The organism is Pseudomonas tensinigenes, from assembly GCF_014268445.2.
Classification (GTDB): domain Bacteria; phylum Pseudomonadota; class Gammaproteobacteria; order Pseudomonadales; family Pseudomonadaceae; genus Aquipseudomonas; species Aquipseudomonas tensinigenes.
The window spans coordinates 627,891-653,284 of the sequence record NZ_CP077089.1 but is presented as its reverse complement, the minus strand read 5'-3'; the positions used below and the strand labels follow the sequence as shown (position 1 = coordinate 653,284).

19 protein-coding genes and 1 pseudogene are annotated in these 25,394 nt (G+C 60.6%); 3 read left to right on the top strand and 17 right to left on the bottom strand.

From position 1 onward, the window contains the following. Nucleotides 1-231: 231 nt before the first annotated feature. The 11 genes from hutG to hutC all read right to left on the bottom strand — a co-directional run bounded on the left by hutG (nt 232) and on the right by hutC (nt 13,608). Nucleotides 232-1,035, bottom strand: coding sequence for an N-formylglutamate deformylase (gene hutG, locus HU718_RS02875; protein WP_186613020.1), 804 nt, complete (start codon nt 1,033-1,035; stop codon nt 232-234). A 10-nt stretch (nt 1,036-1,045) separates the two neighbouring features. Continuing rightward, a complete protein-coding gene (hutI, locus tag HU718_RS02870; protein WP_186613022.1) occupies nt 1,046-2,251 on the bottom strand; it encodes an imidazolonepropionase in 1,206 nt (401 codons plus the stop codon). Nucleotides 2,252-2,497: 246 nt separating this feature from the next. Beyond that, the gene (gene hutH / locus HU718_RS02865; protein WP_095047186.1) at nt 2,498-4,030 is read right to left on the bottom strand and encodes a histidine ammonia-lyase; all 1,533 of its coding nucleotides are present in this window, start codon (nt 4,028-4,030) and stop codon (nt 2,498-2,500) included. Nucleotides 4,031-4,146: 116 nt separating this feature from the next. Next, entirely contained in the window at nt 4,147-5,670 is a 1,524-nt protein-coding gene (locus HU718_RS02860; protein WP_186613024.1) for an HAL/PAL/TAL family ammonia-lyase, read from the bottom strand. Nucleotides 5,671-5,803: 133 nt separating this feature from the next. Beyond that, the gene (locus HU718_RS02855; RefSeq protein WP_077570367.1) at nt 5,804-6,634 is read right to left on the bottom strand and encodes a quaternary amine ABC transporter ATP-binding protein; all 831 of its coding nucleotides are present in this window, start codon (nt 6,632-6,634) and stop codon (nt 5,804-5,806) included. Beyond that, nucleotides 6,631-7,482 (bottom strand): ABC transporter permease, encoded by an 852-nt coding sequence (locus HU718_RS02850; RefSeq protein ID WP_186613026.1) that lies wholly within the window; start codon nt 7,480-7,482, stop codon nt 6,631-6,633. The genes HU718_RS02855 and HU718_RS02850 overlap by 4 nt, the downstream gene beginning before the upstream one ends. A gap of 83 nt (nt 7,483-7,565) precedes the next feature. Further along, a complete protein-coding gene (locus HU718_RS02845; protein WP_095120748.1) occupies nt 7,566-8,534 on the bottom strand; it encodes an ABC transporter substrate-binding protein in 969 nt (322 codons plus the stop codon). Nucleotides 8,535-8,604: 70 nt separating this feature from the next. Then, a complete protein-coding gene (locus HU718_RS02840) occupies nt 8,605-10,077 on the bottom strand; it encodes a purine-cytosine permease family protein (RefSeq protein ID WP_186613027.1) in 1,473 nt (490 codons plus the stop codon). A 122-nt stretch (nt 10,078-10,199) separates the two neighbouring features. Next, nucleotides 10,200-11,882, bottom strand: coding sequence for a urocanate hydratase (hutU, locus tag HU718_RS02835; protein ID WP_095047181.1), 1,683 nt, complete (start codon nt 11,880-11,882; stop codon nt 10,200-10,202). Between the two features lie 449 nt (nt 11,883-12,331). Further along, nucleotides 12,332-12,901 carry a HutD/Ves family protein gene (locus HU718_RS02830; RefSeq protein WP_186613030.1) on the bottom strand — a complete coding sequence of 190 codons (570 nt, stop codon included), beginning with the start codon at nt 12,899-12,901 and terminating at the stop codon, nt 12,332-12,334. Further along, entirely contained in the window at nt 12,898-13,608 is a 711-nt protein-coding gene (gene hutC / locus HU718_RS02825; protein WP_162130175.1) for a histidine utilization transcriptional repressor HutC, read from the bottom strand. Before hutC ends, HU718_RS02830 begins: the two co-directional genes overlap by 4 nt. A gap of 146 nt (nt 13,609-13,754) precedes the next feature. Between hutC and HU718_RS02820 the strand changes: the two genes are divergently transcribed. Continuing rightward, nucleotides 13,755-15,119 (top strand): formimidoylglutamate deiminase, encoded by a 1,365-nt coding sequence (locus HU718_RS02820; protein WP_186613032.1) that lies wholly within the window; start codon nt 13,755-13,757, stop codon nt 15,117-15,119. A 121-nt stretch (nt 15,120-15,240) separates the two neighbouring features. Here HU718_RS02820 and HU718_RS02815 read toward each other — a convergent pair whose 3' ends face one another. Together HU718_RS02815 and HU718_RS02810 are read right to left on the bottom strand one after the other, a co-directional pair. Beyond that, the gene (locus tag HU718_RS02815; protein ID WP_038359998.1) at nt 15,241-15,810 is read right to left on the bottom strand and encodes a lipocalin family protein; all 570 of its coding nucleotides are present in this window, start codon (nt 15,808-15,810) and stop codon (nt 15,241-15,243) included. Nucleotides 15,811-15,840: 30 nt separating this feature from the next. Then, on the bottom strand, nt 15,841-16,095 hold the full coding sequence (locus HU718_RS02810) for a hypothetical protein (RefSeq protein ID WP_003220802.1): 255 nt from the start codon (nt 16,093-16,095) through the stop codon (nt 15,841-15,843). Between the two features lie 281 nt (nt 16,096-16,376). Here HU718_RS02810 and HU718_RS29945 point away from each other — a divergent pair. Then, nucleotides 16,377-17,411, top strand: a pseudogene (locus tag HU718_RS29945) (HAMP domain-containing protein); the annotation flags it as partial. A 93-nt stretch (nt 17,412-17,504) separates the two neighbouring features. Then, the gene (locus HU718_RS29940) at nt 17,505-18,269 is read left to right on the top strand and encodes a methyl-accepting chemotaxis protein (RefSeq protein ID WP_371260421.1); all 765 of its coding nucleotides are present in this window, start codon (nt 17,505-17,507) and stop codon (nt 18,267-18,269) included. Nucleotides 18,270-18,452: 183 nt separating this feature from the next. Here HU718_RS29940 and HU718_RS02800 read toward each other — a convergent pair whose 3' ends face one another. The 4 genes from HU718_RS02800 to HU718_RS02785 all read right to left on the bottom strand — a co-directional run bounded on the left by HU718_RS02800 (nt 18,453) and on the right by HU718_RS02785 (nt 25,356). Next, nucleotides 18,453-19,055: a DUF924 family protein gene (locus HU718_RS02800; protein ID WP_186613034.1), complete on the bottom strand. Its 603-nt coding sequence runs from the start codon at nt 19,053-19,055 to the stop codon at nt 18,453-18,455. Nucleotides 19,056-19,058: 3 nt separating this feature from the next. After that, complete coding sequence (locus tag HU718_RS02795) at nt 19,059-20,069, bottom strand: class 1 fructose-bisphosphatase (protein WP_007909265.1); 1,011 nt, start codon at nt 20,067-20,069, stop codon at nt 19,059-19,061. 341 nt (nt 20,070-20,410) lie between these two features. Beyond that, nucleotides 20,411-21,775, bottom strand: coding sequence for a DUF3999 domain-containing protein (locus tag HU718_RS02790; RefSeq protein ID WP_186613036.1), 1,365 nt, complete (start codon nt 21,773-21,775; stop codon nt 20,411-20,413). Beyond that, entirely contained in the window at nt 21,772-25,356 is a 3,585-nt protein-coding gene (locus tag HU718_RS02785) for a DUF2339 domain-containing protein (RefSeq protein WP_186613038.1), read from the bottom strand. Before HU718_RS02785 ends, HU718_RS02790 begins: the two co-directional genes overlap by 4 nt. Nucleotides 25,357-25,394 lie beyond the last annotated feature (38 nt).

Below are 25,394 nucleotides of genomic sequence, written 5' to 3'. Positions count from 1 at the left end.
AAGGGGTCGAGGTCATCCCTGGGGGGACTTCTATTATTCTGCCGTTGGGCATCATAAACCCGATTTACGTCAATGAGCATGCTCCAGCGCAGTCACCGTTTGTCAGCCATAAACTTCGCAGGCTGTACACACTCCTGTGGGAGCGAGCCTGCTCGCGAAAGCGGCGTGTCATTCAACGTAGATGTTGGCTGAACGGACGCCTTCGCGAGCAGGCTCGCTCCCACAAGGGGGTTATGCGGTGTAGTGAGACTTTGCCCAGGCCAGATAGCCCTGCAGCAATTCCTTGAGCACCACCCGCGTCGGTTCGGCCAGATCCGCGCGGTAGCGGAACGGTTCGAACTCTTCCATGTAGGTGCTCTGGCACAACTCCAGTTGCACCGCGTGGATGTTCTCGGCCGGGTTGCCGTATTGGCGGGTGATGTGGCCACCCTTGAAACGGCCGTTGAGCACGTGGCTGTAATCGTCGTGGCGCGCGCAGATCGCTTCCAGCTGGCTGGCCAGTTGCGGATCACAACTGGCGCCGTTGAAGGTGCCGAGATTGAAGTCCGGCAGTTTGCCGTCGAACAGATGCGGGATGATCGAACGGATCGAGTGCGCATCGAACAGCAGCGCGTAACCGAACTCGGCTTTCAGTCGTGCCAGCTCTTCTTGCAGCGTGCGGTGGTACGGCGTCCAGATCTGCTCCAGATAAGTCGCGCGCTCTTGTTTCGACGGCTCGTGGCCTTCGCGGAACAACGGAATGCCATCGAACAGCGTTGCCGGGTACAACCCGGTGGTGGCACCGGCGTACAACGGTTTGTCGTCGGACGGACGGTTCAAGTCGATGACGAACCGCGAGTACTCGGCAGCCAGAGTGCTCGCGCCCAATTCCTCGGCGAAGTCATACAGCTGCGGAATATGCCAGTCGGTATCCGGCAGGCTTTTCGCATCGGGGATCAACCCTGCCTCGACCGCAGGCGTCAACCGCACACCGGCATGCGGCATGCTGATCAGCAGCGGCACGCGACCTTGTTTGAAGTTCAGAACCTTATCCACAACCGCTCTCCTACAGACTTGATTCGACGCCGTGGCGCACGACGCGTTTGTCCAGATCACCGCCGAGCCAATAGGCCAGATCCGCCGGACGATCGATGTGCCAGGCAACGAAATCCGCGACCTTGCCGACTTCCAGCGAACCGTGGGTGTCGGCCATGCCCAACGCCTGCGCGGCGTGGATGGTGGCGCCGGCCAGGGCTTCTTCCGGGGTCATGCGGAAACAGGTGCAGGCCATGTTCAGCATCAGCCGCAATGACAGCGCTGGCGAGGTGCCGGGGTTGAGGTCACTGGCAATGGCGATTTTCACTTTGTGTTTGCGCAGGGCGTCCATCGGCGGCAACTGGGTTTCACGCAGGAAATAGAACGCGCCCGGCAGCAGCACGGCGACGGTGTCGGATGCTGCCATGGCGATGGCGTCGGCTTCGTCCATGAACTCCAGGTGATCGGCGGACATCGCCTTGTAACGCGCGGCAAGACTGGAGCCGTGCAGCGACGACAGTTGTTCGGCGTGCAGTTTCACTGGCAGACCGAGTTTTTGTGCGGCAATAAATACGCGCTCGACCTGCTCAGGGGAGAACGCCAGGTATTCGCAGAAAGCATCCACGGCATCGACCAGACCTTCGGCGGCCAACGCTGGCAGCATCTGAGTGCAGATCAGATCGATGTAATCGTCGGCGCGGTCTTTGTATTCAGGTGGCAACGCGTGGGCAGCCAGACAAGTGCTGCGCACGCTGATCGGCAGCTCTTTTTCCAGGCGACGGATGACGCGAAGGATTTTGCGTTCGTTGACCAGATCGAGGCCGTAGCCGGATTTCATCTCGACCGTGGTCACGCCGTCGCGCATCAGGCTTTTCAGACGTTTGGCGGCGCTGACGAACAGTTCGTCTTCAGTCGCTTCGCGCGTCGCACGCACGGTGCTGGCGATGCCGCCGCCCGCCGCCGCGATTTCCGCGTAACTGACGCCTTGCAGTCGCTTTTCAAATTCGCCACTGCGGTTACCGCCGAACACGGTGTGGGTGTGGCAGTCGATCAGGCCGGGGGTGACCCACGCGCCTTGCAAGTCATTGACCGCCGGGTATTCGCCGGACGGCAATTGATTGCGCGGGCCGATCCACTCAATGAGCGCACCGGACGTCACGATGGCCGCATCTTCGATGATCGAGTAGACGCCCTGCGCCATGGTTGCGACGTGGCAGTGTTGCCAGAGGGTTTTCACTGTTGGCCTCCGTTGGGGCTGGTTTGGTGGGCGGCCCTGAAAAGCCCCTCACCCTAGCCCTCTCCCGGAGGGAGAGGGGACTGACCGGGTTGTTCTGTCGAGGTACATCGACCTGAAATTTCTGTGCCGAACTCAGGTTCTGAAAATCATGAAGATTGGCTCCCTTCCCCCTCTCCCCCCTGGGGGAGAGGGTTGGGGTGAGGGGGATCGATGTCTCGAACAACAAAAATCCCCCTGACAGTCCACTTACAAACTAGGCAAAAGCTTCGCCGAAACCAGCTCAGTCAAACACCGCGAAGCCAGCAATTCAGTCGCCGCATTGATGTCCGGAGCAAAAAACCGGTCCTTCTCATAAAACGGCACTTCCTTACGCAAAATCGCCCGCGCCTGTTCCAGCTTCGCCGAGGTCTTCAGACCGTTACGCAGATCCAGCCCCTGCACCGCCGCCAGCCATTCCACCGCAAGAATCCCACGGGTGTTTTCAGCCATTTCCCACAGACGCTTGCCCGCAGCAGGCGCCATGGAAACGTGGTCTTCCTGGTTGGCCGAAGTTGGCAGGCTGTCCACCGAATGCGGATGCGACAACGCCTTGTTCTCGCTGGCCAATGCCGCTGCCGTCACTTGAGCAATCATGAACCCGGAGTTCACCCCACCATTGGCAACGAGGAACGGCGGCAGTTGCGACATGTGCTTGTCCATCATCAGCGAGATGCGGCGCTCGCTCAGCGAGCCGATTTCGGCGATGGCCAGGGCCATGTTGTCGGCGGCCATGGCAACCGGCTCGGCGTGGAAGTTACCGCCGGAAATCACGTCACCTTCAGCGGCGAAGACCAACGGGTTGTCGGAAACGGCGTTGGCTTCAACCGCCAGCACTTCAGCAGCCTGACGAAACTGCGTCAGGCAAGCGCCCATGACTTGCGGCTGGCAACGCAGCGAATACGGATCCTGAACCTTCTCGCAGTTCTGGTGCGAGTCAGAGACTTCGCTGCGCTCACCGAGCAGATCGCGGTAAGCGGCAGCCGCGTCGATCTGCCCTTTCTGGCCGCGAGCCGCGTGAATGCGTGCATCGAACGGCGAACGCGAGCCCAATACCGCTTCAACCGTCAGACCGCCCAACGCCAAGGCACCGGCAAACAAGTCTTCACCTTCAAACAGACCACGCAGGGCGAACGCGGTGGAAACCTGAGTACCGTTGAGCAGCGCCAGACCTTCTTTCGCCGCCAGCGTCAGCGGCGTCAGGCCAGCCACTTTCAGCGCTTCGGTGGCTTCCATCCACTCACCCTTGTAGCGCGCCTTGCCTTCACCCAGCAGCACCAGCGACATGTGCGCCAACGGTGCCAGATCGCCCGAAGCGCCCACCGAACCTTTCAGCGGAATATGCGGATAGACCTCGGCATTGATCAGCGCGATCAGCGCATCGATCACCACGCGGCGAATACCGGAGAAACCACGGCTGAGGCTGTTGACCTTGAGCACCATGATCAGCCGCACCAGTTCATCGCTGATCGGCTGGCCGACACCGGCGGCGTGGGACAACACCAGCGAGCGCTGGAGGTTTTCCAGGTCTTCGCTGGCGATGCGCGTCGAGGCCAGCAGGCCGAAACCGGTGTTGATGCCGTAAGCGGTGCGATTCTCGGCGAGGATCTGCTCGACGCAGGCAACGCTGGCTTCGATCTGCGCCGAGGCGCTGTTGTCGAGGCTCAGCTTGACCGGGTTCTGGTAGACATCACGCAGTTGGGCCAGGCTCAGTTGGCCGGGAATCAGGTTCAGCGCAGTCATTTTGTGCTCCTTTTGAGAGTTTGTTATTAACTCGCCAGACGCTCCGGAGATGTCCGTTGTCCGTCGCGTCTCGCCTTTTGGGGAGTCGCGCCTTGGCACGCTGGCGTGGGTATTGGTCAGTGCAAATTCGGTAAAACGTTGTGCGGCAGATTCGGGTTCTTCAACACGCTCGCAGCGGCAGCGATGTCCGGCGCCAGCCAACGATCCTGATCGTAGGCAGGGACTTTTTCGCGCAGCAGTCGCCAAGCGATATCGGTGCCCACGCCAAAGCGCTGTTCCTTGAGGAACTCAAACGCCTGCGCTGCCAGCAGGTACTCGATGGCGAGAATCTGCGTGCAGTTTTCCAGCGCACGATGCAGCTTGAGCGCGGCGTTGGTGCCCATGCTCAAGTGATCTTCCTGCAGGCCCGAAGTGATGTAGTTATCGAGTACCGCCGGTTGCGCCAATTGGCGGTTTTCCGCACACAGCGATGCGGCGACGTATTGCACGATCATCATCCCCGAGTTCACCCCGGGATTGGCCACCAGAAACGCCGGCAGACCGCTGACGTGCGGGTTGACCAGACGATCAAGACGACGCTCGGCAATCGAGCCGATTTCGGCCATGGCAATCGCCAGCAGGTCCGCCGCCATCGCCACCGACTGCCCGTGCGGGTTGGCTTGCGACATCACCCGGAAGTTGTCCGGTGTGCCGAGCAACAGTGGGTTGTCGGTGCAGCCGTTGAGCTCGGCCTCGACCTGTTTGATCGCATGCTCCAGTTGATCGCGCGCGGCGCCATGCACCTGCGGAATCGAACGAATGCTCAGCGCATCCTGAGTGCGAATGCCTTTGCTCGACGCAATCACTTCACTGCCATCGAGCAACGCGCGCAGATTGATGCCGACCTGCTGCATGCCCGGGTGCGGTTTCAGCGCGATGATCTCGGCATCGAACGCATCGATCTGGCCGCGCTGGGCTTCGAAACTCATGGCACCGATGACGTCGGCCCATTGCACCAATCGCGTTGAGTCGGCAATCGCCAGACAGCTGAGGCCGGTCATGCACGGCGTGCCGTTGACCAGGCACAAACCGTCCTTCGCGCCGAGTTGCACGGGTTGCAGGCCTTCCTCGGCCAGCGCCTGTTGCGCCGAAGTGATCTGGCCGCGATAGCTGACATTGCCGACGCCGAGCAGCGCGATGCCGATGTGTGCCATGTGGGTCAGATAACCCACCGAACCTTGCGACGGCACTTGCGGGGTAATGCCGCGATTGAGCAGCGCCAGCAGCGCTTCGACGACCCGGCGGTGGATGCCGGATTTGCCGTGGCTGTAATTGTGGATCGCCGCGCAGATGATCGCGCGGGTCTGCTCGTCGGCGAGTACCGGACCGACGCCGCAGGCATGGCTGAGCAAGGTGTTGCGCGAGAGCTGGCTGAGTTGTTCGTCTTTCAGGGAAACGTTGGACAAACCGCCCAGGCCGGTGTTGACGCCGTAGGCACGCTCGCCGCTGGCGACGATGCGTTGGACGATGCCTTGGGCGTTTTCGATGCGCGCCCAGGTGTCGCTGGACAGCTCGAGTTGAGCGCCGTGACGGGCGACGGCGACCACGTCCTGCCAACGCAGGGGGGCGCCGGTGATAACGATTTTTTCAGCCTGGGACATCTAAAACCTCAACCGTAATATTGATGCAGCTCTGCCGGCCCCTTCGCGAGCAAGCTCGCTCCCACAGGAGACCGCATTCCAATGTGGGAGCGAGCTTGCTCGCGAAGGGGCCGGCAGCCTCACCGCAAGTCTGTTAAACCACCGCCGCCCGCCGCTGCACAAACCGGTCGACATACTCATCCGCCGGCGAATGCAGAATCTCGCGCGGCGTGCCGACCTGAATCAACTTCCCATCCTTGAGAATCGCAATCCGGTTACCAATACGCACCGCCTCGTCGAGGTCATGGGTGATGAAGACAATGGTCTTGTGCAAAGTCTTTTGCAGCTCCAGCAACTGGTCCTGCATCTCGGCGCGGATCAGCGGATCCAGCGCACTGAACGCCTCATCCATGAGGATGATGTCAGTGTCTGCCGCCAAAGCGCGGGCCAAACCGACACGCTGGCGCATGCCGCCGGAGAGCTGGTGCGGGTATTTGTTTTCGTAGCCTTTGAGGCCGACGGTGTTGATCCAGTGCAGCGCGCGTTCCGAGCACATTTGCTTGCTCTCGCCACGCACTTTCAGGCCGTAGGCGACGTTATCGAGCACGGTCTTGTGCGGCAGCAGGCCGAAGCTCTGGAACACCATGCTGATCTTGTGCCGGCGAAATTCGCGCAGGGCGTCCATGTCGTATTGCAGGATGTCCACGCCGTCGACGAGGATCGCGCCGCTGGTCGGGTCAATCAGCCGGTTGAAGTGGCGCACCAGTGTCGATTTACCCGAACCCGACAGGCCCATGATCACGAAGATCTCGCCAGTGCCGATGCTCAGCGACAGGTCGTTAACGCCGACCACGCAACCGGTTTCGCTCAGCACCTGATCCTTGGTCTTGCCCTGACCGACCATGGCCAGTGCATCCTTGGCGCGGTTGCCGAAAATCTTGAAGACGTTTTTGACTTCGATCTTGCTCACGGTTGCGTTGCTCATTTGCTCACCTCATGCCGCGGCCGACCGTACGCCTGAGTAATGCGGTCGATGACCACTGCGAGAATCACGATCGCCAGACCAGCCTCAAGGCCACGTCCGACGTTGAGGGTCTGAATCCCCACCAGCACATCTTCACCGAGGCCACGGGCGCCGATCATCGAGGCGATCACCACCATCGACAGGGCCATCATGGTGGTCTGGTTGATCCCGGCCATGATGCTCGGCAGCGCCAGCGGCAGTTGCACGCCGAACAGTTGCTGCCAGCAGTTGGCGCCGAACGCGTTGATCGCTTCCATGACTTCGCCGTCAACCTGGCGGATGCCCAGATCGGTCAGGCGAATCAGCGGTGGCGCGGCGTAGATCACCGTGGCGAAAATCGCCGGGACCTTGCCCAGACCGAACAGCATCAGCACCGGGATCAGGTATACGAAACTTGGCATGGTTTGCATGATGTCGAGTAGCGGCATCAGCACCGAACGCAGGCGATTGCTGCGCGCCGAGAGAATCCCCAGCGGAATGCCGATCAGCACCGAAATGATCGTCGCGACCATCATCAGCGCCAGGGTCTGCATGAGCTTGTCCCACAAGCCAACGGCGCCGACCAGGAACAACAGACCGACGATGACCGCCGTAGTCACGACTTTGCGCGTGGCATGCCAGGCGACCACACCGACGATGGCCAGCATCAACCACCACGGTGCCGCACGCAGCAGGCCTTCGAGGTTGACGATTGCCCAGAGCAGGGTGTCCGAGATGTGGCGGAACACATCACCGTAGTTGGTGACCAGCGAATCGACCCAACCGTTGACCCAGTCGGCGATGGAAAAGGTAAAGCTTTCGGGAAACATAAGCGGCTCTCAATCAGAAATCTCAATCAAGCGTTTACGGCATATCTCCCGGCCAGCCTCACGGTTGACCGGGAGGTATCGACCTACAGCGCCGCGTCGATTTTCCTGGCAGCGTCTTCACTGACCCACGCATGCCAGACCTCAGGATGTTCCTTGAGGAAGATTTTCGCCAGTTTTGGCGACTCGATACGTTCCTTGGCCATGCGGCCCAGGTTCTGGTTCAGCAGATCGATCGGCAGATTGACCTTTTCCAGCACGGCGACCAGTTCCGGGGCTTCGTCGTGGAAGGTTTTCGACAGGCCGACCTTGATGCTCACGGTCTTGTCTACGCCCGGTTTTTCTTCGAGTTTGACCAGATCCACCTGGCCCATCAGCGGGGTTGGCGACCAGTAGTAGAACAGGATCGGCTCGCCACGCTTGTAGCTCGACAGCACCGCCGCATCCAGCGCCGGGCCAGTGCCCGGACGGAAGTTGGTGTAGCTGCTTTCGAGGCCGTAGCTTTTCAGCATTTCGCTGTTGTCGAGTTCGCAGGTCCAGCCGGCCGGGCAGTTGTAGAAACGGCCCTTGGACGGCTCTTCAGCGTCCTTGAACACGGCGGCGTATTTACCCAGGTCAGCGATGTTTTTCAGGTCCGGGGCCTTCGGCTCAAGCTTGCGCTTGGCATCGCCTTCGATCACGTAACGCGGCACGTACCAGCCTTCCACCGCGCCGACGACAGGTGCGCCGACACCGACGACCTTGCCGGCCTTCTCGGCCTTGTTCCAGACCTCGCTGCGGCCGACCCACTCTTCGGCGAACACTTGAATATCGTTGCTGCTCAGGGCGTTTTCCATGGTGATGGAGTTGCCCGGCAAGCTGTCGGTCTTGCAGTCGTAACCTTTCTCCAGCACCACTTGCAGCACGTCGGTCAGCAGCATGCCGCTTTCCCAGTTCAGCCCGGCGAATTTCACCGGTTTGCCCGATTCGCACCAGCCGGCGGCTTGCGTCGCACCGGCACTGGCCAACAGGCCCATGGACAGCAATGTGGTCAGCAGGGTCTTGTTCGATTTCATTGTTGTGACGCTCCTAATCATGAATTGGCTTACGGCAGTCAAGAGGCATCCAGCCCTGTCCACGTCCAAATCAGGCCTGCGCCGCAGCGCGACCGGCCCCGCTTGTTTTAGGTTGTACAACGCTGTTCTGCTCGACCGGCAGAATCAGTTGATCGGGTACCGCGCTGTGCCATTTTTTTGCACACACGTAGTAGACGGCGGCCGGCAACAAGAGGCCGATGATCCAGGAAATGTCCACATCACCGAGGGCGGCCACCAATGGACCGGTGTAGAACTTGGTGGAGATGAACGGCAGCTGCACCAGCACACCGAACACATAGACGCTGATGCCGAGCAGATTCCAGCGACCGTAGCGTCCGTTCGGATCGGCCAGCGCCGGCACGTCATAACGCTCGCGGGTGATGCAGTAGTAATCCACCAGGTTGATCGCACTCCACGGGGTGAAGAAGGCGAGCAGGAAGAGGATGAAAGACTTGAACGCCCCGAGGAACGAGTGCTGACCGAGCAACGCAATCAGCGTCGCCGCGCCAACAATCACCAGCACGAACACCAGACGCTGCATACGCGTAACGGTCAGGTGACCTTTGAAACCACTGATGATGGTCGCGATGCACATGAAGCTGCCGTAGGAGTTCAGCGTCGAGATGGTCACCTTGCCGAATGCGATGCTGAAGTACAGCAGCGCAGCGGTAGCACCGGTGCCGCCCAGACCGACGATGTAGGAGACTTCGTGACCGGCGAACTGGCCGTTGGCCGAAGCCGCAGCAAAGACGCCGAGGATCATCGCCACTTGCGCGCCGACCACTGAGCCGGCACCGGCGGCGAAGAAGGTTTTGACTGCCGAGGTGTTGCTCGGCAGATAACGGGAATAGTCAGCCACGTAAGGGCCGAAAGCAATCTGCCAGGAGGCCGCGAGCGACACCGCGAGGAGGAAGCTGCTCCAGCTGAAATGACGGATTTGCAGAAGTGCGCCGACGTCGGTCTGGCTCATCAAACGCCAGAACAGGAACACGAAAGCGATCACGCCAATGACGCTGGCGACACGGCCGATCCAGTGGATCACCCGATAACCGAGCACCGTGACCAGCACGATGACGCTGGCAAAAATCAGGATGCCGACGCTGTCACTGACGTTAAACAACTGCCCCAGCGCCTGGCCGGAAAGCACGGTGCCGGTCGCGGTGAAACCCAGGTACATCAGGCACACCAGCACGATCGGGATCGCCGCACCATACACGCCAAACTGCACACGGCTGGAAATCATCTGCGGCAGGCCCAGTTTCGGCCCTTGCGCGGCATGCAGCGCCATCACCCCGCCGCCCAGCAATTGACCGATCAACAGACCGATCAACGACCAGAACACATCACCGCCGAGCACCACGGCCAAGGCCCCGGTGACAATCGCGGTGATTTGCAGGTTGGCACCCATCCACAAGGTGAATTGGCTGAACAGACGACCGTGTCTTTCCGCTTCCGGGATATAGTCGATCGAACGCCTTTCGATCAACGGTTTGTTGCTTGCACGATCGGTGTTGACAGCCATGATTCAACCTCTGTGGATTGTTAGATTCTCTGTAGGAGCTGCCGCAGGCTGCGATCTTTTGATCTTGAAAAACCAACATCAAAAGATCGCAGCCTGCGGCAGCTCCTACAGGGGTTTTGCGTTTATTTGCCGGTAATCATCGGCAGGTTCAGCCCCTGTTCCTTGGCGCAGTCGATGGCGATCTGGTAACCGGCATCGGCATGACGCATAACGCCAGTGGCCGGGTCGTTGTGCAGCACGCGCGCAATACGCTCGGCCGCTTCATCCGTACCGTCGCAAACAATCACCATGCCCGAGTGCTGCGAGAAGCCCATGCCAACGCCGCCGCCATGGTGCAGGGAAACCCAGGTCGCGCCGCTCGCGGTGTTTAGCAGCGCGTTGAGCAGTGGCCAGTCGGACACGGCGTCGGAACCGTCCTGCATCGATTCGGTTTCACGGTTCGGGCTGGCCACCGAGCCGGAGTCGAGGTGGTCGCGACCGATGACGATCGGCGCCGACAACTCACCGCTGCGGACCATTTCGTTGAAGGCCAGACCGAGCTTGGCGCGCAGGCCCAGGCCGACCCAGCAGATACGTGCCGGCAGACCCTGAAAGCTGATGCGCTCGCGGGCCATGTCCAGCCAGTTGTGCAGGTGCGCGTCATCCGGGATCAGCTCTTTGACCTTGGCGTCGGTTTTGTAGATGTCTTGCGGATCACCCGACAGCGCCGCCCAACGGAACGGGCCGATGCCACGGCAGAACAGCGGACGGATGTAAGCCGGTACGAAACCCGGGAAATCGAAGGCGTTTTCGACGCCTTCTTCCTGCGCCATCTGACGGATGTTGTTGCCGTAGTCGAAGGTCGGAATGCCTTGCTTCTGGAATTCCAGCATCGCTTTAACGTGCACGGCCATCGACTGCTTGGCGGCTTTGATTACAGCAGCCGGTTCAGTCTTGGCGCGGGCACGGTATTCGTCCCAAGTCCAGCCGGCTGGCAGGTAACCGTTGAGCGGGTCGTGGGCGCTGGTCTGGTCGGTGACCATGTCCGGGCGCACGCCGCGCTTGACCAGTTCCGGGAGAATTTCTGCGGCGTTACCCAGCAGGGCGATGGAGATCGCTTTGCCTTCTTTGGTGTATTTGTCGATGCGCGCCAGGGCGTCATCAAGGTCTTTGGCTTGCTCATCGACGTAACGGCTTTTCAGGCGGAAATCGATGCTGACTTGTTGGCATTCGATGTTCAGCGAGCAGGCGCCGGCGAGGGTTGCCGCCAGCGGTTGCGCACCACCCATGCCGCCCAGACCGGCGGTGAGGACCCACTTGCCGGTGAGGTTGTCGTTGTAGTGCTGGCGACCGGCTTCAACGAAGGTTTCGTAGGTGCCTTGCACGATGCCCTGGCTGCCGATGTAGATCCAGCTGCCGGCGGTCATCTGGCCGTACATGGCCAGGCCTTTTGCGTCGAGTTCGTTGAAGTGCTCCCAGCTCGCCCAGTGTGGGACGAGGTTGGAGTTGGCGATCAGTACACGCGGGGCATTGCTGTGAGTCTTGAACACGCCGACCGGCTTGCCGGATTGCACCAGCAGGGTCTCGTCGTCGTTCAGATTGGTCAGGCTTTCGACGATCTTGTCGTAGCACTCCCAGTTACGCGCAGCGCGACCGATACCACCGTAGACCACCAGCTCTTTCGGGTTCTCGGCGACTTCCGGGTCGAGGTTGTTCATCAGCATGCGCAGCGGCGCTTCGGTCAGCCAGCTCTTGGCGGTCAGCTTGTTGCCGCGGGCAGCGCGGATCTCAACGTTGCGAAACTTTGTAGGCTTATTGTCAGTCACGAAAAAGACTCCTCAGCGATCAATTCAAACCAACCCTGGCAGTGGGCAAGCAGCCTGTGCGCTTCGATGCGCGACAAGCGAATCAGTGGACGCTGCGGAGAGTCTCGAGCGACTCATACGCATACGTCTTTACTTGTACATACAAGCATATGCAATCGAGCGGCCAACTTATTGGAGGATCGTTTGAGAAAAATCGCTGGCAAGGCTGGAGAGCGCCTGAATCAAGGGTTCAGGCGTGGATGAAATTTTTCTTGGGGATGATTTAGGGAGGCGGGGCTTTGTTACATGAGCGTGGTTTTGCGCCACGCTGGGGCGTTCGGTAACAAGTTGGTGCGTGGGTTGGGAACACCCCAAAAGCAAAAGATCGCAGCCTTCGGCAGCTCCTACACTGGGTTTGATGTACACCCTGTAGGAGCTGCCGAAGGCTGCGACCTTTTAAGATTTCTGAATCAGCGTCCAGTCAGCTCAATGACGCAGCAACCCGCATTGGTGGAGACTTCGGCCAGACCGCTGTTGCCGTCCAGTTGCAGGCAATCATGTCGCCCCAACTGCGAAACACTGTCACCGATACGGACTTCCAGCAACTCACTGACACTGAACACCAACACCGTCCCCGCCGAGCTGAAGAACCGCTGCTCACCGTCCAGCCACTGCAACCGTGCGCTGTAACGCTGTGGCGCGTAAATCAGGTTGAAGTCGCGAATCGCGCCGCCGAGCAAAGTGCAGGACACCTGGCTTTCGCCACTGAAGGCAAACGGGTCGAGCGGTAACAGCGGCCGCGTATCGTCGCCGTCAACGCACAAGGTCATGCCGTCACCCTGCAACACGGTGATCACCCGCTGGTAACCGGCGAACGTCGAGAAGCCGCCCGACTCGGCGATATCGGCAATCGACAGACGCCAGCCAAAACCGTCCAGCCCGGCACCGGCATCACGGGTGATTTCTTCAGTGCTGCCGCCGCCGTTTTTCCACGGCATGCGCGGGTAACCCTTGGCGCGTAAAACCTTAAGTGCACTCATTTATGGAACCGCCCTTCCAGACGATGACGAGAACCTGGGTGAATCAAACGTGCAGCGGTCACCGGCTGACGCCCCGACCACGTGCGGCGACGAATCAGCAGGCACGGCTCGCCTTTTTCAATCTGCAGCAATTTGCATTCGGAAGACTCAGCGAGGATCGCTTCAACCACGTGCTCGCCCTCGGTCAGCGGCGCCACCTGGTTCAGATAGGCGTACGGCGTTTGCAGAGTGAAATCCTGTTTGAGGTATTCCGGCGCGACCAGCGCGTTGACGAAACGGTCTTCGATTTGCACCGGAATATCGTTTTCGTAATGCACGATCAGCGAGTGGAAGACCTTCTGCCCTTCACGCATGTCCAGCGCCAGCGCGCGCTCGGAACCGGCGGCCTCTTCTTCAAGGGTGATGACCTGACAGGTGTGGCGATGACCACGGGAAGCGATTTCGTCGGCGATGTTGTGCACTTCGAACAGCGCGGACTGGCTCTTCGGTTCAGCGACGAAGGTGCCGACGCCTTGCATGCGTACCAACAGACCGTCGGCGGTCATCTCACGCAAGGCGCGGTTGATGGTCATGCGGCTGAAGCCGAGTTGATTGACCAGCTCGCTCTCGGACGGCACGCGGTAGTGCGGCGGCCAGTTTCCGCTGTCGATCTGCTGGGTGATCATCTGTTTGACGCGGGCGTACAAGGGCGCCGGACTGTCGCCCATGTTCGCGGCCAACGGGGAGACTGGAGGCGGAGTCGGCACGGTTGATCCCTGTTCTTTGGATGAAAGTGGCTAGCTTGCCGGAGTTTACCGAGCAGGCAAACGTCTGTATATGTATATACAAATAACACACGATGGGGTGCTGAACCATGTCCGCCTTCTTTGCCGAACGCGCGCTGCTGCCTAACGGATGGGCCAACAATGTACGTCTTGAGGTCAGCGCCGATGGCCTGTTGACCCAAATCCAGGCCGATTCCACTGCAGATGGCGCCGAACGGCTGAGCGGTCCGTTGCTGCCGGGCATGCCTAATTTGCATTCCCACGCCTTCCAGCGGGCGATGGCGGGTCTGGCCGAAGTGGCCGGCAACCCCAACGACAGTTTCTGGACCTGGCGCGATCTGATGTATCGGCTCGTCGGAAAAATCAGCCCGGATCAGCTCGGCGTGATTGCCCGGCAGCTGTACATCGAAATGCTCAAGGCCGGTTACACCTCCGTCGCTGAATTTCACTACGTGCACCACGACAGCAATGGTCAGCCTTACGCAGATCCGGCGGAGCTGGCGCTGCGCATCAGCCAGGCCGCGAGCGAAAGCGGCATCGGCCTGACCCTGCTGCCAGTGCTCTACAGCCACTCTGGCTTTGGCGGCCAGACGCCGAATGACGGCCAGCGCCGCTTTATCAACAGCAGCGAAAATTACCTGAATCTGCAATCGCGTTTGCAGCCGTTACTGGCACAGCAAAAGGCGCAGTCGCTGGGCCTGTGCTTCCACTCGCTGCGCGCGGTGACCCCGCAGCAGATCAGCGAAGTATTGGTGGCCAGCGACAAGCAATGCCCGATTCACATTCACATCGCCGAACAGCAAAAAGAAGTCGACGACTGCCTGAGCTGGAGCGGTCGGCGTCCGCTGCAATGGCTGTACGAAAATACCGAGGTCGATCAGCGCTGGTGTCTGGTTCACGCCACTCACGCCAATCCGGAAGAGGTCACGCTGATGGCCAAAAGTCGCGCCATTGCCGGGCTGTGCCTGACCACTGAAGCGAATCTGGGCGACGGGATTTTTCCGGCGGTGGACTTCCTCGCGCAGGGCGGGCGCATGGGCATCGGTTCCGACAGCCATGTGTCGCTCAGTGTGGTGGAGGAACTGCGTTGGCTGGAATACGGCCAGCGTCTGCGCGATCAGCGACGTAACCGTTTATATGGCGCAGATCAGCCGATGGTCGGGCGCACGCTGTATGACGCGGCGCTGGATGGCGGCGCGCAAGCGTTGGGGCAGCCGATTGGTGCGCTGGAAGTGGGCAAGCGCGCGGACTGGATTGTGCTCGATGGCAGCGATCCGTATCTGGCGACGGCGAGCGGTGACGGGATTTTGAATCGCTGGTTGTTTGCCGGCGGCGATCGGCAGGTGCGCGATGTGCTGGTCAATGGTCAGTGGGTAGTGCGTGATGGTCGGCATGCTGGCGAAGAAGACAGTGCGCGTGCCTTCACCCAAGTCCTGCGTGACCTTTTAGGCTGACACAAAACAAAAATGTGGGAGCGAGCCTGCTCGCGAAAGCGGTGTATCAGTTACATCTTCGTTAACTGACACGCCCCCTTCGAGAGCAGGCTCGCTCCCACATTTTGATTGGTGACAATGCTTAATTCGAGGTCTTGGCCATCTGCCGATCCGACGCGCGCCAGATCAGTCGCGTGGTGTCATAGCCCTGCTGACGCGCCTTGCTCAGCAGTTCTTCACGCACCACACCGTTGACGGTCGGTGTCCGCGACAGCAGCCACATGTACTTGCGACTCGGATCGCCGACGATGGCGGTCTTGTAGTCATCGCTGACGTACAACACCCAATATTCGCCTTTCGCCACACCCGGAATCAGCCGCGAAAACCAGGTATCGAATTCGACCCAGAGTTTGTCGGTCTTGCCCGGCACCTGTGGATAAGCCGTGCCCTTGGCCTCTTCCCACTGCCAGTCCGGGGTCAGGCAGCGATTGAGCACCGCGACATTGCCGTCAGGCTTGAGGGTGTAATGGGCTTCGGATTGCGCGCAATGGCGCTGGAAGTACATCGGCAAGCGCGCCAATTCGTACCAGGTGCCCTGATAGCGCTTGAGATTGACGCTGTTGACGGTTTTCGGCGCCAACGGGTCGACGCCGGAACTGGCGCAGCCGGCCAGTACCAGGCCGGCAAAAAGGATCAGCAATAACCGCTTCATTTTTCTTCTCCGTGGGCGCGAAGCCCCGGTTTACTTCAGGCCTTGGCCGGAAAACATCAGCACTTTGTCACCGGCGTACTGCACGCTGATAAAGCTGTTCTTGTCGCCCCAGGTGCAACTGGACATGCCGAGCGCGCCCGAGCAATCGGTGGGCTTGCCGAGCAGAGTCTCGACTTCGGCCTTGGCCATACCGGCCGAGAGCTTCGAATAGTTTTCCTGATTGACCTTGCTGCATGCGGCCAGCAGCACGCAAAACGTCAGAAGGGCGATAGATCGCAGCGACATGGTGTAACTCCTGGAACGAGGGGGGATGGCATGGTGCCAACCAGAAGCTTAGAAGAGAAAACCCTCATCTGGTTCCGTGGAGGAATGGCTATTTATTAGCCCGCCCGTCTGGCATTTACCGATAAATCAGACACTTTGTAGGGCTATTGAGCATTTCGTCGCCTTTCGCCAAAGACGCCTAATCTTTGGCGCGCCGCGGTCGAAATAAGAGCAGCGCAAAGCCCCCGAGTGTGGCAAATTGCCGCCCTTTCTTGACCAGCCCCTTCGCGGTAGTTCATTCGATGACCAGAAACATGAAATTCAGCCACAAGATTTTGTTGGCTGCCGCCCTCGTGGTGGCCGTTGCGTTCGCCTGTTTCATTTTCTTCAACGACTATCGACAGCGCGAAGCCTTGAGCACAAGCACCGAAGCCTCGATGCAGGAGCTGGGCAGCCTGACCACCAGTAACATCCAGACCTGGCTGGAAAGCCGCATTCAGTTGCTGCAATCGTTGTCGCAGCAAGTGGCCGTCGACGGTAACGCCCCGGCGAGCCTGAAACGCATCATCGACCTGCCCGCCTACACCGGCAATTTTCAGCTCAGCTATTTCGGCGGCGCTGACGGCGTGATGTTCTCGGTACCCGCCGGTAATCGCGCGCCGGATTACGATCCACGCGCACGCGGCTGGTACAAAGCGGCAAACAGCGCACAACAGACCATCGTCACCGAACCGTACATCGCCGCGTCCTCGGGCAAACTGGTGATCACCGTTGCCACGCCGGTACAGCGCCAAGGGCAAATGCTCGGCGTCGCCGGTGCCGACATCGACCTGACCAGTGTCAGCGCGATCATCAACTCGCTGAACTTCGGCGGCCATGGCCACGCGTTCATCGTCAGCAGCGAGGGCAAGATCCTGATCCACCCGGACAGCAAACTGGTGCTCAAGACCCTCGCCGAGGCCTACCCGAATGGCGCGCCGAAAGTCAGCGCCGGCCTGAAAGAAGTCGAGTTCAACGGCAAGACTCAGTTGATCTCCTTCACCCACATCAACGGCGTGCCGTCGGCCGACTGGTACGTGGCGCTGGTACTCGATAAAGACACCGCGTTCGCAATGCTCAGCGAGTTCCGCACCTCGGCGCTGATCGCCATGGTCATTGCCGTGGTGATCATCATCGCCCTGCTCGGCATGCTCATCCGCGTGCTGATGCAGCCGCTGCTGACCATGGGCCGCGCGATGCACGACATCGCCGAAGGCGAAGGTGACCTGACTAAACGTCTGGTGATCCACGGCAACGACGAGTTCGGCGCACTGGGCACCTCGTTCAACCGCTTCGTCGAACGTATCCACACCTCGATTCGCGAAGTGTCCTCAGCCACCGGCCAAGTCAACGAAGTCGCTCTGCGCGTGGTCGCGGCATCGAACTCGTCGATGTACAACTCCGACCAGCAAGCCAGTCGCACCAACAGCGTCGCCGCCGCGATCAACCAACTCGGCGCCGCCGCGCAGGAAATCGCCCAGAACGCCGCCCTCGCCTCGCAGCACTCCAGCGATGCCCGCAGCCTCGCGGTCGACGGTCAGCAGGTTGTCGATAAAACCATCCACGCCATGCAGCAGCTGTCGGCGAAGATCAGCGATTCGTGCGGCAACATCGAAACCCTGAACAGCAACACGGTGAACATCGGCCAGATTCTCGAAGTGATCACCAGCATTTCCCAGCAGACCAACCTGCTCGCGCTCAACGCCGCGATCGAAGCGGCGCGTGCCGGTGAAGCCGGTCGTGGTTTTGCCGTGGTGGCGGATGAAGTGCGTAACCTCGCGCACCGCACCCAGGATTCGGCGCAGCAAGTGCAGAAGATGATCGAAGAGCTGCAAGTCGGCGCGCGGCAGGCGGTCAGCATCATGACCGAGAGCCAGCGCGAGAGCGAAAGCAGCGTCGGCATCGCCAACCAGGCCGGTGAGCGCTTGGGCAGCGTGACTCAGCGTATCGGCGAGATCGACGGGATGAACCAGTCGGTGGCCACCGCGACTGAAGAGCAGACCGCTGTGGTCGAGTCGATCAATGTCGATATCAATGAGATCAACACGCTGAATCAGGAAGGTGTGGAGAACTTGCAGGCGACGTTGCGGGCGTGCTCGGATCTGGAGCAGCAGGCGGCGCGGTTGAAGCAGTTGGTGGGTAGTTTCAGGATTTAAAGATCAAGGGCTTTACCCCCTCACCCCAGCCCTCTCCCCCAAGGGGGCGAGGGGGAAAGGGAGCCGATCGGGGGATTTTCCAGACCTGAGTTCGACTCGAAATTTGCAGGTCGATGTATCAAGCCCAACCACCTCGGTCAGTCCCCTCTCCCCCCGGGAGAGGGTTAGGGTGAGGGCAAGCCCTTAAAACCGCGACCCAGGCTCAGAAAGAAACACCAACTCTTCAGCCGTAGACTCCCGCCCCAACACCGCATTGCGATGCGGAAACCGGCCAAACCGCGCGATCACTTTCTGATGCCGTTCGGCATAATCCAGATTATCGGCAAACACCGCCCGCTGTGCTTCCGGCTGTTCAGCCACCAGTTCGATAAACCGGGAAACCGCCTCGTTCTGCACCGCAAGATTCTCGCAGTGCTCAAACACCAGATAAATGAATACACGCTGAATCGGCTTCAACTGCCGATCAAAATCCGCCGCAATGCCTTGCGCGACGAGTTTCTGCGCGCGCAGATCACCTGAGAAAGCTTTGGGATTATCGCGAAAGATCATTCGCGGCAGTTGATCGAGCAGTAACACCACCGCCAGCCAACCTTCGGGACGTTGCGTCCACGCGGTCAATTCGCCGGCCAGGGCCTGATCGACAAAGACCCCGAAACGCTCACGCGCTTCGAGGTCTTGGCTGTCTCGCTTACCGAACCACAACTTGCCCTTGTCAGCCGATATCTCGTCAGGGGATTCGGCCTGTCCGAACCACCAATCGAGCAACGGCTGCCAAGGCGCGGTCATGATTTATTCCTTGTGGTAGGCCGTCGCGCGGGCGACTTCTTCTTTCGAGCCGAGGAACACCGCTACGCGCTGGTGCAGGCCTTCTGGCTGAATGTCGAGAATGCGCTGGTGACCGTCGGTGGACGCGCCGCCCGCTTGTTCCACGAGGAACGACATCGGGTTGGCTTCGTACATCAGACGCAGTTTGCCTGGCTTGGATGGCTCACGGCTGTCGCGCGGGTACATGAACAGACCGCCACGGGTCAGGATGCGGTGTACGTCGGCAACCATCGCCGCGACCCAGCGCATGTTGTAGTTCTTTTTCAGCGGACCTTCTTCACCGGCCAGCAGCTCGCCCACGTAGCGTTGTACCGGGGCTTCCCAGTGACGCTGGTTGGACATGTTGATGGCGAATTCCTGGGTCGATTCAGGAATGGTGATGTCTTCGTGGGTCAGCACGAAGCTGCCCATTTCGCGGTCGAGGGTGAAGCCTTTGACGCCGTCGCCCAGAGTCAGTACCAGCATGGTCTGCGGGCCGTAGATTGCGTAACCGGCAGCAACTTGCTGAGTGCCTGGCTGCAGGAACGCTTTCTCGTTCAGCGGCTCGTTCTGGCTCAGGTATTCGTTCGGGCAACGCAGTACCGAGAAGATGGTGCCGACCGGGGCGTTAATGTCGATGTTCGACGAGCCGTCCAGTGGGTCGAATACCAGCAGGTACGCGCCTTTCGGGTACTTGCCCGGGATCTGGTAGGCATTGTCCATTTCTTCGGACGCCATGCCGGCCAGGTGACCGCCCCATTCGTTGGCTTCGAGCAGGATCTCGTTGGAGATCACGTCGAGCTTCTTCTGCACTTCGCCTTGGACGTTTTCAGTGCCCATGCTGCCCAGAACACCACCCAGGGCGCCTTTGGACACGGCGTGGCTGATTTCTTTGCAAGCACGCGCCACCACTTCGATCAGGAAACGCAGATCGGCAGGAGTGTTATTGCTGCGGGTCTGCTCAATCAAATAGCGACTCAGGGTAACGCGGGACATGGACGGCTCCGGTGGAATGGGGGGCTAAAAACCCGCGCAGTTTACAGGGAGTCTGAAAACGTAGCGAGCGAAGACGCCCGGTAACGTGCGTTGGGGTGTAATTGCCTGCATGAGACGTGAATGTGGGTGGAGAGTTCAGGTAGCGGGTTTAGCGTAGTTGGAAATCGGACGGGTGTGGCTGGGGGTTAATTGATCAGTCGGAATATGTATTGGCTGACACGCCGCTTTCGCGAGCAGGCTCGCTCCCACAGGGAATCGGGGGTGACCGCTGAATTGGCGTCCATTGAAGATCCACTGTGGGAGCGAGCCTGCTCGCGAATGGCGCGCAGCGCCAGCCATTCTCAGGTATTGGTTGGCGGTTTGCGCAACAAACTAAACGCCATCGCCCCCAAAAACACCACACTCAACAACAACACCGCCCACAACCCGATCTTCTTCCAATTGGTCTCGGCCACCGCCGCCGTCGTCGCAGTAGAAGTCTGCGTAGCCACCACCTCCCCCTGAACCACAGCCTTACCCAACGCCGCCAGCTTCTCCGGTTTGAAATCCGGAATCAGCGTCGTCAACGGCAGATTCGCCGTCCTCACACTCGGATTACCCAGCGCCAGACTGTACGGCCCCTCGCCGCGCGCGAGGAATATCACGTGAGTCGCCCGCACCGCATATTTAAGACTCGGCGCCTGCTCACCCAACCCTCCGCCGCGCTCATCCACGCTCAGCTTCAACTGCTGCACAGTCTGCCCATAAAGCTGCAATTCGTTCTGCTGCACATCCTGACCATTCTGCGTCAGGCGATAGAGCAAACCGCTGCTCAACTCCTGCCACGGCAAACTGCTTTCACGTCGTCCCGCCAGCGTCACCGGCGCCAGGCTGTTCGGCTGTTTCAGCTCGACCTGTACACGCTCGACATTCAACCCCATCGGCAACTGCCAGGTGTATTCCCCGGCCTTGGTGCTGCTGCCGGCCAATGCCTGCGACCAGACCAACGGCAGAGGCACATTGCGCGGATCACTGCTTTTCAATTGGGCCGCCGTCAGGATCGGCGCCGAATTCGGCGACTCCCACAGCAACCGCACATAACGCGCCGACTGCCCCGGCAACGTCACCTCATGCTGCTCGATGCGCTCATCGGAAAAGGTCAGTCGTGCCACCTGCCCTTCGCCCCACGCTTGCCAATGTTGCAGGTCGTCACTGGCCTCGATGCTGAAGCGCTGAAAGCCGTCGCGCTCGCTGGTCCAGTCGAGGATCAATTGCTGCAAGGGCGCCTTGATCGCGCTCGCATCCAACAGCCAACCGCGCAGCACTTCTTCGCCCGCCTCCAACTGGCTGGACGGTTGCACCTCGACCAGCGTGCCGTTGGTGGTCGCTTGCACTCGCACGTTCGGCGCGCGTTCGCTGGCGTCGGCGGCGTTGTACAGCGGGAACCACTTCACCTCGCGCAACTGGCCGTCGTCGCGGGTCTGCGCCGATTCACGAGCCAGAGCATAGGCCTGTGGTTCGCCAGCGGCGTTGAACACGCGCAAGTCGCTGAGATCGGTCTGGCGCGCCTGCAATTGCACGCTCAACGGCAATTCGAGGCGATACCACGGGCCGTTGCCGCTCACCGCCAGCGGTACTTGCGTGGCGAAGTCCGCCGGCTTTTCCTGAGCGCCAGCGGCCATCACCACGCCCAGCGCCAACCAACCCAGATTTCGCATGCGACTCAAGATGAAACTCCTTCGGTGTCCGGGGCCGGTATGTCCGCCGCCGGTAAAGCTTCGACGCGTTTAGGCGGCAGTGGCGCAAAGTAGCCGACCACCAACAGCAACACGCCAACGCCGATAAACGAGACGATCCGGGCGAGGCCGCCTCGGTTGCTCAATTCGACAAAAATCAATTTGGCCACCACCAGCGCAATCAGCGCCGCGCCGATCAGCCACACTTCGCGACGATGGCGCAGATGGCCGCCGATCATCAGGCCCAGCGCCATCAACGTCCAGACGATGGACAATCCGGCCTGCACCAGCATTGAGGCGAGCAACGTATCCAGCTCGAACGGGATGCCGGCCCAATGGTGCGCCGCGCGGGTGACCAACGCGGTGCAGAAGGCGAACAGCGAAATCCCGGCGATCAGTTGTGTGCCGTAATCGGCGTAGTCCTGACGAATCGACAACTGCGAAATCGCACTGCGCGACCAGACATAGACGCCGAACAAGGCGAACAACAAACCCAGCTCTAATGGATTGAGCAGCGGCACGTAAGGAAGTGGCTCGGCATTACCATCGCTGACGCCATTGGCCAGCCAGAACCACACCAGCATCAACACCGCCAACGGCGCAGCGGCGTACAAGCGGTACTCTCGGGCAAACCCCGCCACCGGCCACGGCCAACTGCGCGGTGCTGCTGCCAGCAGCAGGTAAACGCTCGGCAGAATCGCCCAGCCCAGCCAGCGCCAGGCGTTGTATTGCTCGGACAACAGCAGCAGGCCGTAGCGCAATTCCAGCGCCAGTACGCCGATCAGCAGCCAGCAACCGAGCACGTGCGCCGTGCTCAAGGCCCGCGCCGGCAGCATCGGCGCCAAGCGTCGCAAGCTGAAGAAATGCACGGCGAACACTGCTGCCCACGCCAGCCAACCGAAATCGGCCGCTGGGTGATAACGCGGATGCCAGGCAGCGAGCAACACCAGACCCGCCGCCGGAATCAGCAAGGTGCAGAGCAAGCCCAGCGCCGGCCATTTCAACCGCAGCGACAGCAACGCCCACAGCGCGACACTGAGCGCCACGACCAACAGCAACAACGTGCCTTGCAGATTCGGCGCGGCAAAGCGCAACACTTCGCTGACCCATGCCAGCGCCCACCAACCGGCGCCCCACACCAGCAACACTTCTGACAAGCGCTGCAAGCTCAACGCATCGAATGCCGAGGCGTGATTGCCCAGTTGCAGGCGCCACGCGCCGATCATTGCGGCCAGTCCGAGCACCAGCGGCGTCCAGAATCCTCCATGGGCCAAAGGCTTCAGACCTTCGCTGGACAGCGGCCCAAGCAACTCGGGGCCGGCCAGCAAAAACGCCGCGCCACCGATCAACTGCAACAGCAGACCGAAGACAAAACTCACGCGCTGCTTGAGGTACAGGCTCAGCCAGATAATCAGCAAACCACTCGCGGCCCACACCGCGCTCGCGGTCTGCCATGGCAGTACAAACAGCACCGCCAGATTGATCAGCACCAGACCGGCCAACAGCACCACCGACAAACCGCGCAGCAGACGCACATCGCCACGCACCATCTCATCGCGAGCCGCCAACAGCATGCCGGCGATCAATGCCAGACCGATCAACGACGCACTAAGCAAACCGCTCCAACCGGCGCTGAACACAGCAGCGGAATCTTCCCCTGCACCTTGCAGACGCAACAGAAACAACGCGCCACCGAGCAACTGCACGGCAAACGCAGAGAACAGGAACGTACGCGACTGAATCCGCAGACCGACCAACAGAGTTGCCAACCCGGCCAGCGCCCAACTAATCGCCGTGGCTTGAACGAAGAAGAACAACGGCGCCAGCAGATAGAGGAAGGTCAGGCCCAGACACGCCAAGACCGGCAAGCCTTGACGCTCCCAAGGTGATGCCTGTTCCGGTGAGGCCTTGCGCAGTTGATAGAAACTGAACAGCAACGCAATACCGAGCATCAACGCGCCCAACGGTGCACCGTCGAGCAGACTGCTTTCACCAACGCACAATTGGCTAAGGAAGGCCAATGCCGACCCCAGTTGCAGGAGCAAGGCAAACGCCCGGGCTAACGGCCGATGCTGACGCAAACCGAGCCAGAAAATCCCCGCACCTTCCACCGCCCACGCCGCCGACGTCCAACGCGCATCCAGCCCCAACGGAATCGCCAGACTGGCAAAAATCACCCCGAGCGCCAGACAGGTTTCGCCCAGCAGCACCGCGCGTCCGCCCATCAATACCTTGGCCAGCGCCATATAGATCATGCCCAACCCCAGCGCACTGAACGCCGCAGCAAACTCCAGATGCTGCACCAGCGCAAACTGCAAACCGAAGCCAATAATCGGCGGACCGAACAGCATCGTCCCGTCGACATAATCGCCCTTGCGCGCTGACCAGTGCAGTAACGCCTCGCGATCGCCATCCGCCGGCGCATCGGGCATGTCGAGCAACTTGCGCCGGGCAAACAGCAGGCCGATGGCCAGGTACATCAGGAAAAACAGAATCAGGAACGGCTCGGTGCTCCACAACAGCTCCGGCGCATACGAACGCAGGCCCCAGGCGAAGCCGATACCGAAGGTGCCGACGAAGCCGATCAGGTTGAGCAAGCGCCAAGCCTTGAACCAGGCGATGGCGAGAATGCCGGCGTTGAGCAGCGCGAAATAGCTGAACAGCGCGACGTGGTTGCCCGCGCCGGTTGATGTCAGGATCGGCGCGGCAAAACCGCCCAATGCCGCTGCAGCTGCCAACCCTAAAGCATCCTGAGTGATCGCCAGAATCGCCGAGAACACCGTCACAGCGACCAGCAAGCCCAGCGCGGCGGACGGATCGAGCAACGGATGCAGACGCATCGCCGCAAACACCGTCAGGTACAGCACCGCAATCCCGGTGCCTTGCAGCATCAACGCGTAATTGCTGTTGCGCCGGCGTAGCCACCAGCCCAGCGCGAGCAAGCCCAACGCGGCTGCCGCGACACCGGCGTAACGTACCTCGATCGGCACAACCATCCCTTCGGTGGCGTAGCGCAGCAGAAACGCCAGACCGAAGAACAGCAACACCACGCCGACCCGCAGCACGGTGTTGCCGCCGAACAACCAATTGCGCGCGGCGCTGATGCCGCGTTCGATGAGGTTCGGGCCACGGGGTTCGGCGGGGGCTTGGGGCTCAGGAGTAACGGCGTCGAGGCGCCACACATCAGCGGGCAGCGGTTGACTGGTTTCGCTGGCGACGGCGGAAATCGGTTCGAGTTCGGGCGGCAGTTCCCAGACCAGTTCGGGGGCAGGAGCTTCTGCGGCGGCTTTGACCGGTTCTACGACGGGCTCGGTAACCGGCGGCGTACTCGCTGGCGACGCGGCACGAACCGGTGCCCCTTCGAGCAGAAACAGGCGCTGTTCGACCCCCTGCAAAGCGACCTTCGCCTGTTCAAGTTGACGTTGCTGCTCCATCGCCTGCGAGCCTAGCCGCGCGATGCGGATCGTCTGCCCGATTGCCAGCCCCAGCAACGCGCCCAACAGCGCATCACTGAACGACTCGTCGAGCAGCCAGCCGAGCACCAGCCCGATCAACATGAACATCCATTGCATGGTCGATATCCCTAAGCAGCCCCAAGACAGGGCGAGTC

What these genes read in the sequence shown, in the direction of transcription:
- hutH (WP_095047186.1), bottom strand. Translation starts at nt 4,030, where the DNA reads ATGACTGCGCTGAACCTGATTCCCGGCCAACTGAGCCTGGCCCAACTG.
- HU718_RS02860 (WP_186613024.1), bottom strand. Translation starts at nt 5,670, where the DNA reads ATGTCCCAGGCTGAAAAAATCGTTATCACCGGCGCCCCCCTGCGTTGG.
- HU718_RS02855 (WP_077570367.1), bottom strand. Translation starts at nt 6,634, where the DNA reads ATGAGCAACGCAACCGTGAGCAAGATCGAAGTCAAAAACGTCTTCAAG.
- HU718_RS02850 (WP_186613026.1), bottom strand. Translation starts at nt 7,482, where the DNA reads ATGTTTCCCGAAAGCTTTACCTTTTCCATCGCCGACTGGGTCAACGGT.
- HU718_RS02845 (WP_095120748.1), bottom strand. Translation starts at nt 8,534, where the DNA reads ATGAAATCGAACAAGACCCTGCTGACCACATTGCTGTCCATGGGCCTG.
- HU718_RS02840 (WP_186613027.1), bottom strand. Translation starts at nt 10,077, where the DNA reads ATGGCTGTCAACACCGATCGTGCAAGCAACAAACCGTTGATCGAAAGG.
- HU718_RS02830 (WP_186613030.1), bottom strand. Translation starts at nt 12,901, where the DNA reads ATGAGTGCACTTAAGGTTTTACGCGCCAAGGGTTACCCGCGCATGCCG.
- hutC (WP_162130175.1), bottom strand. Translation starts at nt 13,608, where the DNA reads ATGGGCGACAGTCCGGCGCCCTTGTACGCCCGCGTCAAACAGATGATC.
- HU718_RS02820 (WP_186613032.1), top strand. Translation starts at nt 13,755, where the DNA reads ATGTCCGCCTTCTTTGCCGAACGCGCGCTGCTGCCTAACGGATGGGCC.
- HU718_RS02815 (WP_038359998.1), bottom strand. Translation starts at nt 15,810, where the DNA reads ATGAAGCGGTTATTGCTGATCCTTTTTGCCGGCCTGGTACTGGCCGGC.
- HU718_RS02810 (WP_003220802.1), bottom strand. Translation starts at nt 16,095, where the DNA reads ATGTCGCTGCGATCTATCGCCCTTCTGACGTTTTGCGTGCTGCTGGCC.
- HU718_RS29940 (WP_371260421.1), top strand. Translation starts at nt 17,505, where the DNA reads ATGTACAACTCCGACCAGCAAGCCAGTCGCACCAACAGCGTCGCCGCC.
- HU718_RS02800 (WP_186613034.1), bottom strand. Translation starts at nt 19,055, where the DNA reads ATGACCGCGCCTTGGCAGCCGTTGCTCGATTGGTGGTTCGGACAGGCC.
- HU718_RS02795 (WP_007909265.1), bottom strand. Translation starts at nt 20,069, where the DNA reads ATGTCCCGCGTTACCCTGAGTCGCTATTTGATTGAGCAGACCCGCAGC.
- HU718_RS02785 (WP_186613038.1), bottom strand. Translation starts at nt 25,356, where the DNA reads ATGCAATGGATGTTCATGTTGATCGGGCTGGTGCTCGGCTGGCTGCTC.